Raw genomic sequence first — 13,778 nt, 5'->3', positions numbered from 1 at the left:
GAAAAACGCATGCAAGTATCGCTACCTATGTATGGCGTTAGCCAAGACGACGTCTTGCCATTTTGGCAAGCACTGCGCGGCTGGCTGGTTAAGTTGGGCGTTAAGCAAGTACCGCACAGTTTAGTTTGGCCTGAGGATCTGCTGGATCACTGGAGCGATCCTAATCTTTTGCTGAGTCAAACCTGTGGTTTCCCACTAGTGGAGCTATTGCCTGATGCCAATGTTGTCGGCGTGTTCAGCTATCAGGTCGCTGAATGTGAAGGGCCGTATTACCGCAGTATTTTAATCGCACGTAAAGATGATATCGGTAAGAAACTGGCAGATTTTCGTCATCGCAAAGTGGCCTTTAATAGCAAAGATTCTCAGTCCGGCTACAACACGCTGCGCGGCCTGGTTGCACCGTTAGCCGAAGACGGGAAATTCTTTGCTGAGTCGGTTGCGTCTGGCAGCCACTATCAATCTATTGAGTTGGTTAAACAAGGTGCTGCCGATATTGCTGCCATTGACTGCATCAGTCTGGAATTACTGCGTCGTGCTAACCCAGATGCATTAAAGGGCATCAAAAAAGTTGGTGAAACCGCGCTTGCTCCAGGGTTGCCGCTTATCACGTCTGCGCAGACATCGCCTGCGCAATTAGCACTATTACGTCAAGCACTGCGCCTGACCATCGAAGATCCGGCTAGCGCCGAGGCACGCGAAAAATTGCTTATTAAAGATTTCAGTGTCCTGCCGAGGAGCGCCTACGGGGCAATTTCTGAACTTAAACAGCAAGCAGCAGAACTGGGCGTAATGACACTTTAGCTAAGATATTGAACACTGTTTTTGCTCTTTACTCTTTTGACCTTGATAGCGCATCTTACCGGCCAAGCGAACGAATGAGGCTAGGGGAAATCTGCCTGGAGCAGATTTAGGCTGAGCGGGCATGGATGCCCGTTGAAGCCGACCCGTCCGGCCGAAGCAGTAAGTGCGGGTAGTCGCGTAGCGACCCGGTAAGCTAAGCGCAGGGCGGGGATGCAAGGGGTTCGCCTGAAACCCCTTGCCGGTCGCGTTCGATAACGCTGATATAATTCATGTCATTGATAAGCGGCCGAACCTGCGCAATAGCTATATAAATCACGCTTTGTGCACGGGCGCATGGCTTCGCCTTCAAGCCCTATTTCTCATATTATCCTTTTTCGATGGGGTAATTCTTGTTTATATCTCCCCATTCTGCCCATGAGCCGTCATAAATCAGCACGTCTTTTGCTCCCAAGGATTCCAGTGCAAACAGTAAGGCGGCGGCGGTGACGCCGGAACCGCAACTGGCGATGGTGGGTTGGGTAATATCGACGCCTAGGCGTTCAAAGGTCGCTTTTAATGCGTCTGCTGATTTGACGTGGCCGTTGTCGGTTATCTCAGTAAAAGGGACGCTGAGGCTGCCGGGAATGTGTCCGCCGTGCAGGCCGGCGCGTGGTTCGGGTAATTCACCTTTAAAGCGACCTAAAGAGCGGGCGTCGATAATCTGCACCTTGCCAATGGCGTCTTGAACCTGTTCGGCACTAACTACTACCGCGTTATCTAAAGCGGCGTTAAAGGTTGCTGCAGCACGGGTGATTTCACCGCTTTGGGTCGTTTTATCTTCGGCTATCCAGGCATTCAGGCCACCGTCCAGAATCTGTACATTTTTGGCACCAAAGCGGGTCAACATCCACCAGACGCGCGGCGCGGAGAATAAATCCCCTTCGTCGTAGACCACAATATGTTGATCTTGGCTGATGCCGCGTTGGCTCATCGAGGTAGCGAATTCTTCGGCTGTAGGCAACATATGCGGTAAGCCAGTGGTGCAATCGGAGATGCTATCGACTTCGATATACAGGGCTCCCGGAATATGCTTGTCGAGATATTTACCATGAAAATCAATGGGTGGTGTCACGCCTGGTTTGGATTTTCGGCAATCGATAATCAGCAGATCGGCATCTTGTAAATGTTCAGCCAGCCAATCGGTAGAAACGAGATGAGATGTCACTATTGTTAATCCTTATAGGGGAGAGTCTTTGTATGGGGCGTATTGTTATCTGTTATTACTCACTAAGATCGCCGGGGATCAGTGAATAAACCCATGCATCTTGTGGCTTACCCGCGTAATAAAGGCGGTTGCGATGCCGACCTTCTGAGTGTGCCCCGGCTTTTTCAGCGACCCGACGGCTGCGGTGATTGCTTTCCATAGCGATAATTTCTAACCGAGTGAGGCCAAGTTGGTTAAAGCCAAACTGAGCGATGGCTTTGACTGCGGTCACTGCCAGCGAGCGTCCCGTAAAGCCGCTGCGGATCCAGTAACCGACGTTAGCCATTTTAGAATCAGGTTGCATGCTGTTAATTGAAACGGAGCCAATAATCTGGCCACTTGCACGATCGAATAAACAGTAATTGAACTCTACGCCGCGGAGATATTTATCGACAGCATCCTGTAGGTAGTGTTGGCTATGTTGTAAAGAATAATGCTCTGTGCACCAGCTCTGCCAAGCGCCAATATCCGCGACAGAGTCTTTAATTGCTGCGAAATGCAATAAAGCATCAGAAGGGAGAGCACAGCGAATTTCTATTTCATCATCTTGATAAATACTTTCCATCACCCTGCTTTGCCTCCTACATTTAGGCCCGCGATATTTTCTTGAAAATCAGACTCACATACAGATAGCGCGGCTGTCAATATGGTGTGAGTGACATAACAAGGCTTTCAGCATCAGATAGATTTGATCAGCATCACCAGCTTTAATTCACTGTTTCCTGCCGGATAAAACGTTTGCTGTCGGTAGCTCACATCACCGGCCGTCGGATGATTAAAGCGCCGTTCGCCACCTTCTCTTGCCAATACCTGCTGCTGAGTCCACCACAGCGTAAATTCGCTGCTGGCATCACATAGCGTCAGCACCAATTGGCGAATTGGCTCTGAGTGCGCAAAGTGGCTTGAATCAGCCCTGAATTCTGCGACCACGCGCTGGGCACGTTCGGGCCAATTGACCACCAGCTTTTTTGCCTGTGGATGTAAGAACATAAACCGTAAAAGATTAGGCTGAGTATCGTCTTCCAACCAGCCGCTAAACAGTTCGCCTGCCTGGTTATTCCACGCCAGCATGTTCCAACTGCCATCAAGAAAATAAGCCGGGCAGTGCAGTTCCTTAAGGCAATCTGCAATGTGCTTGTCCAGCGTATTGCTGGCTGGGCGAGAAAGAGGATCTTTTACCCCTGCTAAACTAAATAGATATTCCCGCGCCGCATTTTCTAGCCTCAATGCGCGCGCCATTCGATTAAGTGTCGCCGCAGAAATAGACACCTCGCGCCCTTGCTCTATCCAGGTATACCAAGTGGTGCTGATCCCGCTGATTTGCGCCAGCTCTTCACGACGAAGTCCACTCGTCCGTCGCCGAGAGCCCGTTGGCAGACCGACCATATCGGGCGTGGTGCGTTCGCGGTGCGCGCGCAGAAATGCACCTAGCGCTTTTGGGCCGGTCAACGAGTTTGAACCGTTCATATCACAACCTATTGCTCAGACGGGGAGTGATTCATACTAGTATAAATAGACATATTGTACCCCTATAATTCCATGGGTAGAGTGAGGTTGTCGTCCGGTTTGCCAGAAGTGGGCAGGACAAAAATCACCTTTTAAATATGGATGAGGCAACAATGAATAATAAAAATACTCACGCACAGGCCGTCGATAAGCAGTTTGGGTCACAGGCACAAGATTATTTGAACAGCAGCGTTCATTCACAAGGTGCTGATTTACAGCGTTTAGCTACATTGCTGCGGCCGTTCCCGGAAGCAAAAGTGGTGGATCTGGGATGTGGCGCTGGCCATGCCAGTTTTGTTGCTGCGCAGGTAGTGGCTGAGGTCACCGCCTATGATTTATCCGCGCAGATGTTAGAGGTGGTACAACAGGCGGCAAAAGAAAAAGGCCTGCATAATATTCAGACTCAGCAGGGCGTCGCAGAGTCACTGCCTTTCGAAGATAACAGCGTCGACATCGTGATCAGTCGTTATTCTGCGCACCACTGGCACGATGTAGGACAGGCACTGCGTGAAGTGAAACGTGTGCTGAAGCCTGGAGGCAAGGTGATTGTTATGGATGTGGTATCTCCCGGTCACCCGCTGTTAGATATTTATCTGCAAACGGTAGAGGTGTTACGCGATACCTCGCACGTGCGTGATTATTCGCCGGGAGAATGGTTGAGTCTGTTTACCGAGTCTGGATTATTGGTCCGTGAAGTCACCAGCGATAAATTGCCGCTGGAGTTTAGCAGTTGGGTAAAACGGATGAGAACGCCAGAGCATTTCGTCACCGCGATCCGTGCATTACAGCAATCGGCATCTGCTGATGTCGTCAGGCACTTTGCTATCGCCGACGATGGCTCCTTCGTCAGCGATATCATGATGATTGAAGCGAGCAAATAGTCGATGACATGATGGGTGGCATTGAGTATCGCCATCCATCGTGGCTATCGCTTTTAGTGGCTACTCGTTTTACGGCCGAATAATTTCAGACCTAAGGTGACCAGCGCCAATACGATGGCTCCTGCTACCAGGCCGATAAGTAAATCGCTGGCCCCTGTAATCAAGGTATTGACCCAGCCTTGATGACCATTCGTCAGGATTTCCATTAGGCTGTGTGTGAAGGGCAGGCCGTGGCTGATAATACTGCCGCCGACCAAAAACATCGCCAAGGTCCCAACGACGGATAGTGTTTTCATTAATAGCGGCGCGGCATTTAGCACGAGTACACCGAATCGACGTACGCCGCGCATAAATTGGCCTTGCCCTGAGAGTTTGCTTAAGTAGAGTCCGGCGTCATCAATCTTTACAATGGCAGCGACCAGTCCGTAAACGCCCAGCGTCATCGCGACCGCAATTAATACCATCACCACCACCTGATTAAGAAAAGGTGCGGCAGAAACGGTGCCAAGCGAAATTACGATAATTTCGGCCGACAGGATAAAGTCAGTACGCACAGCGCCTTTCACTTTATCTTTTTCTTGCTTAGCCAATTCGGCATCGGACATGGCTATTGTGCTGGCGGGTTTATTGCTTTGCTCTGTCTGTTGTTGAGGCAAGATCTTGTGCGCGACTTTCTCAAAGCCTTCATAACACAGATAAGCACCGCCAATCATCAATAACGGTGTAATTGCCCAAGGGATAAAAGCGCTAATTAGCAAAGCTAACGGTACTAAAATCGCTTTATTGATCAGAGAGCCTTTGGCAACTGCCCATACAACCGGAAGCTCTCGGTTAGCTTTTACGCCAGAAACTTGTTGCGCATTCAACGCCAGGTCATCCCCAAGCACACTGGCCGTTTTCTTGGCAGCAACTTTACTCATCGCCGCTACATCATCAAGAATGGAGGCGATATCATCAATTAAAGCGAGAAGGCTGGTTCCTGCCATAAATTCGTTCCTATTGTGGGTTGTCGACGTTTCAATTGGCACTGAGTGGGAGATTGCTATGTTAATGTGCCAAAATGTCCGCTTATGTCAGTTAAAAAGTACTCGAGTGTCAGTTACCTGCATTCAACATTAAAAAAACGTAAAAAAGAAGCATAACAGTGATTGCATATTGACGTCGATTTATGCGAATCTCTTGTTCGGGTCGTATTTCAAGCGCTTTATAAGATAATCTTTATCTATAAATGCTAATTTTATCTTGTTGTTTTCTACAGCTTTCCTCGAAATCCCTTCATTTTGTAATAACTATTAATATTTTCTCCTTAATTCCGTCATAAAGATTAAACATCTTTACGCGTCATGACGTCACCTTGCATTCCAGAGCGGATAATTATTTCAACAGGGCAAGTCAGCCAACGCAGACGCCCGAATTGAAGTCCAACCTATTTTGATATAAGAAAACTAAGGTGCTCATCATGAAAATTTTACCATTTATCGCAGCTGCTATTATTACTACCGCTTCTTTCTCTGCATTAGCAGCAACACAAATCGATCAGGCTCAAGCTAATGGCCTGCAACCTTTAGGCGTGATTAACGTCAGCCAAGATAACACCGTCCCAGGTAGCCTGACTGACTCACTTAACGCTAAAGCCGCAGAAAAAGGTGCATCACATTACCGTATTATCGGTGCCAGCACCCCAGGCGATTCTAGCTTGGTGCGTGTTAGCGCTGAACTCTACCGTTAAGCTGTAATGCCAATATTGCATGTCGGGTGCGGGGGTTAACCCTCTGGAATGTGTCACCAGCCATATTCCACCTCCGGTGTCTCACCCGACCATGTATCCTCGTATATTTGACGTTGCCTCTGTGTTAACTCCGCTTATTTACCCCAGCAAACCAGTTATCTGAGTTTAAAATCCTGTCTTTTTTTTATTTCCGCTATTGTATATTGCTGATTGCCAATAAACTCGATGTATTAATAAATTATTACTTAATTAGACGTCCATGCGTCTAAATGTTGACGTTAAATTTATTGGTGATGTCAGTCATTCTCAGATAAATGCTCGGTTAATTACCGTGCGAAATGGGATGTCTCTTATTGTTAGAGGAAAATGAGCAGGTTTATAAGGATATTTTCGCTATTAATTCTTTCTTAAGAATTTTTGTATGTAATAGTGGTCTATCTTTCGAGAGGATTATAATTATGCTGAATATCACTATGCTCACGATCAAGAATCAATTTTCCTATTTACAGAATTTTATTTCTTCACCACGGACTTTTGGCACCTTGGCACCTTCTTCGCCTTGGCTATGCCAAACCATGCTCAATCAAATTGACTGGACGAAATCGCTCAATATTGCAGAGTTAGGAGCCGGTGATGGTGTACTGACCAAGCGTATGCTGGCGACAATGCGCGCGGATGCGCATTTACAGGCGTTTGAAATTCAGCCCAACCTGGTACATAAGCTCAATCTTATTGACGATCGCCGCCTGCAAATTATGTCTCACTCGGCAGAACATCTGAATGGGGATTTTGATGCGATATTTTCCTGTTTACCGCTGCTCTCTATACCGACTCGGGTTAGCATGCGCATATTGCAAAAAACGCGTCAGGTTTTACAGCAGAAAGATGGTGTCTTAGTGCTGTTTCAATACAGTCAATTGTCAGAAAAAATGCTATCTCGTTACTTTAGTTGGAAAAAAATTCGCGTGATTAAAAATTTTCCTCCGGCCATCGTCTATGTATGTAAGCCGCTGTAACATAAATGTTTGTTGAGTATTTTTTTCTTTAAATAGGTTTTTCAGGCATTGCGTGTTGATTCTTTATCGGTATGATGCGTGGCTTTGGTTTGAATAGAATATACCCATCATACTTGTCGTTGCCCTGCACTGGGTGATTAGTAATCACACTGTCGCTTAAGGTGTTGATGGTGATTAAAGGATAGCAGCAATGATACAACCTATTTTTATGGTCGGCGCGCGTGGTGCGGGTAAAACGACGGTAGGCTCTGCGCTGGCGCAACGTCTGGAATATGAGTTTGTTGATACCGATCACTACCTGCTACAAACCTCAAAACTTAGCGTTGCTGACATTGTTGCTCGCGAAGGTTGGGAGGGATTCCGCCGTCGAGAATCCGCGGCGCTCAAAAGCGTTTGTGCAGCAAAATTTGTCATTGCTACCGGCGGTGGTGCCATCCTTGCCGAGCAGAATCGTCAATTTATGCGTGAAGCCGGCATAGTGATTTATCTGCGTTCATCAGCAACAACGCTGGCCCAGCGTTTAGAAGCGTCTCCAGAACAGGCTCAGCGTCCAACGTTAACCGGTCGCCCTATCAATGAAGAAATGCAGGACGTACTGAGCGAACGCGAAGCACTTTATCAAGATGCGGCTCATATAGTGGTCGATGGCAGTAAAGATCCCGCACAGGTTGTTGAGGATATCCTCAGCGCGATATCAGCGCTGCAGAGATAGATTCTCTTACTGCTGTTCATCTCTTCCCTATCTGGCATTGCTAGCCAGATTACCTCTCAATGAATCTTCTGTTCCCCCTTGTTAGAACGGATGCGGCTGACTATTAGCCGCATAGCTAATGTGTTTAGCTGCGGGCAAAATCCTCGTGTTTGCAAATTTGAGTTTATTTTTAAAAAAATAGATTGGCAGAATAAAAAGCCAATATAGCTGTTTATTGACGAATGGTTGACCATTTATTGGTGATTAAATGAATTGATGAACGGTCTTTCATTTCAAGATATGCGTAATGACCGCTTAGTTAAATATTACTTTAAAACAAACGCCTTGACGCTGAATCATAACAGAACTAATTTTCAGCTAAATTCGCCCATAGCGCCTTTATAAACCATAATATGAATATGGTTTATTGATGTGCAATTCTGTAATGAGCTAAAGGCTTGGTAATTATTTCTAACAAAATACTAATAAGTAATTATTAAAAATAAGCAATTATTAGTGGTATATCGGGGGATAATATGAATGCTTCTCATCGGATAAACATCGCACTGGCAAAAGATCATAACGAGTCATTGGAAGAAGACTTCCAGTCGCACCAGCAAAGTGTGCCGCTCCATGAAAATACTCTGCTTTTCCATCCTTTGCAGACTGGAGCTGAACAAATGATGACTACTTTCGCAACGCTGGCTATTGGTCAGGCGCCTGGCGGCGAAATCATGCCACTGCTTAATGAATATATCCCTACTGAAAACCTGACGCATGTCGGTTTATTGGACGGACTGACTCGCCTGGAAATTGAGCAGTATTTTGCACCGACCATTGATGAGCCGATAGTGATTTCTCGTTTACGAGATGGTTCACGAGTCGTGCTTTCGTCACAACGCGTTGAGCAGGCTCTGCAAGAAAAAATCAACTGGATGGAAGAGAAAGGCTGTGAGGTTATTTTACTCATGTGCGGTGGTGAATTCAGCGGCTTGCAATCCCAGTCAGTGATGTTAATTAACCCAGATCGTCTCGTCCCTCCGTTGATCGACGGTATTGTTGGAACTAATCAGGTTGGCATTATTGTGTCTGATACCGAGCAAATGGAACAACAGGTTAATAAGTGGAAAAATCTGGCCAAGAGACCGCATTTTGCTGTTACTAGCCCTTATTTATTTAATGAGGGAGAGATTGAGGAAAGCGGGGCTGATGGAAAGAGACTGCGTGATGCAGCCCTTTCGCTAAAAGCACAAGGCGCTGAAGTGGTGGTGTTAGATTGCATCGGTTATGAGACGCATCACGGTGAAATGCTGGAAGAATATTTGCAGCTCCCAGTATTGCTCTCGAATACCCTGGTTGCCAGACTGGCCGCTGAGCTGATTATTTAGTGTTTTTAGCTTTAATTGATTGGTTTTATAGCAGATCGCCAAGACTTGATATCTGTCACCGTTTTCTAAGAAAAATCAGTGACAGCGGCTTGGTTATGCCCCTAATATGAGTCTTCTGAATATTTTAGCTAAAGGCCAGTCTATGTTGAAAGTTAATGAGTATTTTGCCGGTAAAGTTAAGTCGATTGGTTTTGACAGCGATAGCGTTGGTGAAGCCAGCGTGGGCGTGATGGAAGCGGGCGAATATACCTTTGGTACCGGTAAGCCAGAAGAGATGCTGGTGGTTAGCGGTTCATTAAAAGTATTGCTGCCAGGCGCGCCTGATTGGCAGGTCTTTATGCCGGGTGAGAAATTCTTTGTTCCCGCAAACAGCGAATTTAACCTGCAAGTTCCTGAAGCGACCTCTTATTTGTGTAAGTACCTGAGCAAATAAGCTCGGCCAACGAGTCAATCAGACTAATAGAGTCAAGGGGCGCGATGCGCCCCTTAATTTTATGATTTTAAAATGATTATCTGATTTGAATTAGCGCTGTGCTTCGCCACCTAGCGCTTCAATCAAGTTTTTAATCAACGCGGCTGCTTCGCCAGTCATCAGAATAAAATCGGCGTCAAAACGCTGGGCAAAATCATCACGGTCAATATCGTCGTTTTGCTCACGGATCACATCGGCGAATTTCAGGCGTTTGATACTGCCGTCATCGGCAACCACTATCTGAATACGCTCTTGCCAATCGAGCGCCAATTTGGTCACCAGCTTGCCATTTTCGATATGAATAGCGATTTCATCGCTCACCAGCGCCTGTTTCTTGCAGCGAATCACGCCGCCTTCTTCCAGAATCGCTTTCAGCTCGGCTTCGTCTTGTAACGCAAAACCTGCCGGTGTTTCACCGGAGCGCACCCATTCTGTCAGGGTTAATTCGATAGGGCTTTCCATGGTCAATGGCACGACCGGAAGCGAACCTAAGCTTTTGCGCAGTAGCGCCAGCATATCTTCGGCTTTCTTAGCACTTCCCGCATCAACCATGATCAGGCCATTAACGGTATCGATCCACATATAAGTTTGGCTAAAACGACTAAAAGCACGCGGCATCAGGCTATGCAGCACTTCATCTTTCAGCGAGTCTTTTTCGGTTTTCTTCAGCTTGCGATGTTGCTCGCCTTCGATTTGCTCGATTTTTGCCTGCAATTCTTGCTTGATCACCGGGGATGGCAGAATTTTCTGTTCAGTACGCGCACAAACCAAAATTTGCCCATTGGCAACATGAGTCAATGCGTCGCCGCCGTGAGAACCCATTGGCGACACCCAGCCGGTTTTAGCCATATCTTGGCTACCGCACGGGGTGAAAGTGAAAGCAGACAGCTGTTTTTCCATCTCGTCAGCAGACAGTGAAACTTCACGGCTCAAACGGTATACCAATAAATTTTTAAACCATAACATAGTGTTATCCCTGTCCCTGCGTGCTTGATACACGCTGATTAAGAGCCTATCCCATTAGGGCTATTTACTTTGCCATGTTGAACCTGGGCAGTGCTCGAAATCCTCACGTACTGCGTGTACGCTGCGGTTTCTGTGCGCTGTCCGTGTCCAACATGCCTGCAACAATAACGCCTACTGGGATAGGCTCTAAGTATATGCAGGGCGGCATGATAACCAATTGAGCCGCATCAGTCGTTAAGAAATTACTGACCCTACTAATGACAGCATCGGTGCGATTTTGTATCGTCTCGCCACGATACAAAGGCCATCGTGTTATAAACTGGATTCATAACTGACTGAAATTCTGGAGAGCTATTGTGCGTATTGGGATCGATCTTGGTGGTACAAAAATAGAAGTGATCGCGTTATCTAATGAAGGCAAAGAGCTGTTCCGTAAACGAATAGATACGCCACGCGATGACTACCAGAAAACCGTCGATGCTATTGCTGGATTGGTCAGTGATGCAGAACAAGCCACTGGACAGCAAGGCAGCGTTGGTGTCGGGATCCCTGGCACAATATCGCCGCAGACGGGCAAAGTTAAAAATGCTAACTCGGTATGGCTCAACCACCAGCCGTTAGACCGAGATTTATCAGCATTGCTGGAGCGAGAAGTGCGCTTGGCTAACGATGCTAACTGTCTGGCAGTCTCTGAAGCTACCGACGGCGCAGGTGCAGGTAAGAAGACGGTTTTTGCCGTCATAATTGGCACTGGCTGTGGCGCTGGCGTGGCGCTAGATGCCCAAGTACACGCCGGTGGCAATGGCAACGCCGGAGAGTGGGGCCACAATCCTTTGCCTTGGCTTGATGAAGATGAAATCCGTTTCCAGCAGCAGGTACCTTGTTATTGCGGTAAATCGGGTTGCGTCGAGACGTTTGTGTCCGGGACCGGTTTTTCCGAAGATTATTTCCGCCTGTCGGGCCAGCGGTTGACCGGGCGTGAAATCATGCAGCGTGTTGCCAACAATGATTCTATTGCCGAACTGGCGATTAGCCGTTACGAGCATCGTCTGGCAAAAGCTTTAGCTAACGTGGTCAATATCCTCGATCCTGACGTTATTGTGCTGGGTGGCGGCATGAGCAACGTTGACCGCCTGTATCAAACGCTCCCGCAACTGATAAAACCGTGGGTATTTGGTGGCGAATGCGAAACCCCAATACGTAAAGCGCTTCATGGCGATTCAAGCGGCGTAAGAGGAGCCGCCTGGCTCTGGGCAGAAGAATAAGGGGGGAATCTTTTGACCTTTAATAGCGCATCTTGTCGGCCAAGCGAACGGATGAGGTCAGGGGAAAGTTGCCAGGGAAGGCAACTTTAGGCTGAGCCGGGCAGGACGCCCGTCTCAGCCGACCCGTCCGACCGAAGCAGCGAGCGCGGGAAGTCGCAAAGCGACCCGACAAGCTAAGCGTAAGGCGCGGGATGCAAGGGTTTTCGCCCTAAAACCCTTGCCGGGCGCGTTCGGTTATGCTGCCAGATGAATGCCTGTTGATAAGCGACCGAACTTACACAATTCCCACATAATTACGTAGAAAAATGCTTCCATGATGATGTGATTATTATCAAGCTTTTGGCCTGAAGCTTCAGGCTAAGTGAAGGTTTACACTTCTCCACTTACTAACATTGAATCTTTTGGCGCGTTTGTGCGCTGTTTCTTGGTCAGAATAAAGTACAAATAGGCGGCGGCCATAAACAGCACGAATACGCCTGCGATTTCCAGGTTGAACCACAGCATAGCGATAAGACAAACCACCGCGAGAATCAGCGCAATGGCGGGGACAATCGGATAGCCGGGAGCCAAGAAACTACGTGCCATTTTTGGCTCTTTACTGCGCAAGCGGAACAGACTCAGCATGCTCATGATATACATGACAATGGCACCAAATACCGCCATAGTGATCATCGCGGCGGTGAGTGTCATGCCTTGGAAATTCAGCAGGTTATCACTGAAAATAGCCGCAATGCCGATTACGCCACCTAATAATATGGCGCGATGTGGTGTTTGAAAACGAGAGAGTTTAGCTAAACCGGCCGGGAGATACCCTGCGCGAGCCAGGGCAAAAAACTGGCGTGAATAGCCAAGAATAATGCCGTGGAAACTGGCAATCAGGCCAAACAAACCAATCCATACCAACATGTGCATCCAGCCGGAATGTTCACCAACCACCATTTTCATTGCTTGCGGCAATGGATCGTTAATATTGGATAATTTGCTCCAGTCCCCGGCACTGCCTGCCATGATCATCACGCCGATCGCTAACACCACCAAGGTTAAAATGCCGCTGACATAAGCTTTAGGGATGGTACGTTTTGGATCTTTTGCCTCCTCGGCGGCCATTGCGGCTCCTTCAATAGCCAGGAAGAACCAGATGGCGAAAGGAATGGCAGCGAAAATCCCTGATACCGCAGGCAGCGAGAAGTGCGAGCTTCCTGCCCAGCCATTGAGCACAAAGTTACTTAGACTAAACCCTGGTGCGACCACCCCCATAAATACCAGCAGCTCCAGCACCGCTAACACGGTGACAATCAGCTCAAAAACAGCGGCTAATTTTACCCCGAGGATGTTTAGAGCCATAAAGACAAGATAGGCGCCAAGCGCCGCTACCTTGGGATCAAGGTGAGGATACTGCACGTTAAGATAAGCGCCGATCGCCAAGGCAATGGCCGGTGGCGCAAAGACAAATTCAATTAACGTCGCCATACCGGCAATTAATCCACCGAGTTCACCGAAGGCGCGACGGCTGTAAGCAAAAGGCCCGCCAGCATGAGGAATTGCAGTGGTCAATTCAGTAAAGCTAAAAATAAAGCAGGTGTACATCGTGGCAACCAATAAGGTAGTCACCAAAAAGCCAAGCGTTCCGGCAATACCCCAGCCGTAACTCCAGCCGAAATATTCCCCCGAGATAACCAGTCCTACGGCAATAGCCCATAGGTGCACAGTGCCAAGCGTTGGTTTGAGTTGCGATGTCATTATTATCATCTCCAGACAATCTAAGGCTGATGAGTCTCCGGCGGCGTTATCGCCTGCCGATGAGCAGGTATGTAGCGATA

Annotated in this window: 14 protein-coding genes; 8 read left to right on the top strand and 6 right to left on the bottom strand. The window is 47.8% G+C overall.

Annotation, left to right across the window (positions count from 1 at the left end; genetic code table 11):
* Positions 1-9: 9 nt before the first annotated feature.
* On the top strand, positions 10-801 hold the full coding sequence (locus ACL9RG_RS13470; protein ID WP_422793129.1) for a phosphate/phosphite/phosphonate ABC transporter substrate-binding protein: 792 nt from the start codon (positions 10-12) through the stop codon (positions 799-801).
* Between the two features lie 364 nt (positions 802-1,165).
* On the opposite strand, the gene sseA is transcribed toward ACL9RG_RS13470, so the two are convergent.
* The 3 genes from sseA to ACL9RG_RS13455 form a co-directional block, all read right to left on the bottom strand.
* Complete coding sequence (gene sseA / locus ACL9RG_RS13465) at positions 1,166-2,005, bottom strand: 3-mercaptopyruvate sulfurtransferase (RefSeq protein ID WP_422793128.1); 840 nt, start codon at positions 2,003-2,005, stop codon at positions 1,166-1,168.
* Between the two features lie 55 nt (positions 2,006-2,060).
* Entirely contained in the window at positions 2,061-2,609 is a 549-nt protein-coding gene (locus tag ACL9RG_RS13460; protein WP_422793127.1) for a GNAT family N-acetyltransferase, read from the bottom strand.
* A gap of 113 nt (positions 2,610-2,722) precedes the next feature.
* The gene (locus tag ACL9RG_RS13455; RefSeq protein ID WP_422793126.1) at positions 2,723-3,511 is read right to left on the bottom strand and encodes a helix-turn-helix transcriptional regulator; all 789 of its coding nucleotides are present in this window, start codon (positions 3,509-3,511) and stop codon (positions 2,723-2,725) included.
* A 152-nt stretch (positions 3,512-3,663) separates the two neighbouring features.
* Here ACL9RG_RS13455 and ACL9RG_RS13450 point away from each other — a divergent pair, with 152 nt between their 5' ends.
* Positions 3,664-4,431: a class I SAM-dependent methyltransferase gene (locus tag ACL9RG_RS13450; RefSeq protein ID WP_422793125.1), complete on the top strand. Its 768-nt coding sequence runs from the start codon at positions 3,664-3,666 to the stop codon at positions 4,429-4,431.
* Between the two features lie 53 nt (positions 4,432-4,484).
* On the opposite strand, the gene ACL9RG_RS13445 is transcribed toward ACL9RG_RS13450, so the two are convergent.
* Entirely contained in the window at positions 4,485-5,417 is a 933-nt protein-coding gene (locus ACL9RG_RS13445) for a DUF808 domain-containing protein (protein WP_422793124.1), read from the bottom strand.
* Between the two features lie 473 nt (positions 5,418-5,890).
* On the opposite strand from ACL9RG_RS13445, the gene ACL9RG_RS13440 reads away from it, so the two are divergent.
* The 5 genes from ACL9RG_RS13440 (at position 5,891) to ppnP (ending at position 9,688) form a co-directional block, all read left to right on the top strand.
* Positions 5,891-6,160 (top strand): DUF1471 domain-containing protein, encoded by a 270-nt coding sequence (locus ACL9RG_RS13440; protein WP_422793123.1) that lies wholly within the window; start codon positions 5,891-5,893, stop codon positions 6,158-6,160.
* 458 nt (positions 6,161-6,618) lie between these two features.
* Complete coding sequence (locus ACL9RG_RS13435; protein WP_422793122.1) at positions 6,619-7,176, top strand: class I SAM-dependent methyltransferase; 558 nt, start codon at positions 6,619-6,621, stop codon at positions 7,174-7,176.
* A 190-nt stretch (positions 7,177-7,366) separates the two neighbouring features.
* Entirely contained in the window at positions 7,367-7,888 is a 522-nt protein-coding gene (gene aroL / locus ACL9RG_RS13430; RefSeq protein WP_422793121.1) for a shikimate kinase AroL, read from the top strand.
* Between the two features lie 515 nt (positions 7,889-8,403).
* The gene (locus ACL9RG_RS13425; RefSeq protein ID WP_422793120.1) at positions 8,404-9,255 is read left to right on the top strand and encodes an AroM family protein; all 852 of its coding nucleotides are present in this window, start codon (positions 8,404-8,406) and stop codon (positions 9,253-9,255) included.
* A 142-nt stretch (positions 9,256-9,397) separates the two neighbouring features.
* Complete coding sequence (ppnP, locus tag ACL9RG_RS13420; protein WP_422793236.1) at positions 9,398-9,688, top strand: pyrimidine/purine nucleoside phosphorylase; 291 nt, start codon at positions 9,398-9,400, stop codon at positions 9,686-9,688.
* A 90-nt stretch (positions 9,689-9,778) separates the two neighbouring features.
* Here the strand turns inward: ppnP and rdgC are convergent, their stop codons facing one another.
* Positions 9,779-10,693: a recombination-associated protein RdgC gene (gene rdgC / locus ACL9RG_RS13415; protein WP_422793119.1), complete on the bottom strand. Its 915-nt coding sequence runs from the start codon at positions 10,691-10,693 to the stop codon at positions 9,779-9,781.
* 356 nt (positions 10,694-11,049) lie between these two features.
* Between rdgC and mak the strand changes: the two genes are divergently transcribed.
* Positions 11,050-11,958, top strand: coding sequence for a fructokinase (gene mak, locus ACL9RG_RS13410; protein ID WP_422793118.1), 909 nt, complete (start codon positions 11,050-11,052; stop codon positions 11,956-11,958).
* A gap of 369 nt (positions 11,959-12,327) precedes the next feature.
* Here the strand turns inward: mak and eat are convergent, their stop codons facing one another.
* Positions 12,328-13,698: an ethanolamine permease gene (gene eat / locus ACL9RG_RS13405; RefSeq protein WP_422793235.1), complete on the bottom strand. Its 1,371-nt coding sequence runs from the start codon at positions 13,696-13,698 to the stop codon at positions 12,328-12,330.
* Between the last annotated feature and the right edge of the window lie 80 nt (positions 13,699-13,778).

The sequence above is a fragment of the Rouxiella sp. Mn2063 genome, assembly GCF_049319665.1.
In the GTDB taxonomy this organism is placed as follows: Bacteria; Pseudomonadota; Gammaproteobacteria; order Enterobacterales; family Enterobacteriaceae; genus JBMOUD01.
This window is presented reverse-complemented; position numbering and strand designations above follow the sequence as displayed.

Coding starts and splice junctions, on each gene's coding strand:
- ACL9RG_RS13470 (WP_422793129.1), top strand. CDS start 10: ATGCAAGTATCGCTACCTATGTATGGCGTTAGCCAAGACGACGTCTTG.
- ACL9RG_RS13460 (WP_422793127.1), bottom strand. CDS start 2,609: ATGGAAAGTATTTATCAAGATGATGAAATAGAAATTCGCTGTGCTCTC.
- ACL9RG_RS13455 (WP_422793126.1), bottom strand. CDS start 3,511: ATGAACGGTTCAAACTCGTTGACCGGCCCAAAAGCGCTAGGTGCATTT.
- ACL9RG_RS13450 (WP_422793125.1), top strand. CDS start 3,664: ATGAATAATAAAAATACTCACGCACAGGCCGTCGATAAGCAGTTTGGG.
- ACL9RG_RS13445 (WP_422793124.1), bottom strand. CDS start 5,417: ATGGCAGGAACCAGCCTTCTCGCTTTAATTGATGATATCGCCTCCATT.
- ACL9RG_RS13440 (WP_422793123.1), top strand. CDS start 5,891: ATGAAAATTTTACCATTTATCGCAGCTGCTATTATTACTACCGCTTCT.
- ACL9RG_RS13435 (WP_422793122.1), top strand. CDS start 6,619: ATGCTGAATATCACTATGCTCACGATCAAGAATCAATTTTCCTATTTA.
- aroL (WP_422793121.1), top strand. CDS start 7,367: ATGATACAACCTATTTTTATGGTCGGCGCGCGTGGTGCGGGTAAAACG.
- ACL9RG_RS13425 (WP_422793120.1), top strand. CDS start 8,404: ATGAATGCTTCTCATCGGATAAACATCGCACTGGCAAAAGATCATAAC.
- ppnP (WP_422793236.1), top strand. CDS start 9,398: ATGTTGAAAGTTAATGAGTATTTTGCCGGTAAAGTTAAGTCGATTGGT.
- rdgC (WP_422793119.1), bottom strand. CDS start 10,693: ATGTTATGGTTTAAAAATTTATTGGTATACCGTTTGAGCCGTGAAGTT.
- eat (WP_422793235.1), bottom strand. CDS start 13,698: ATGACATCGCAACTCAAACCAACGCTTGGCACTGTGCACCTATGGGCT.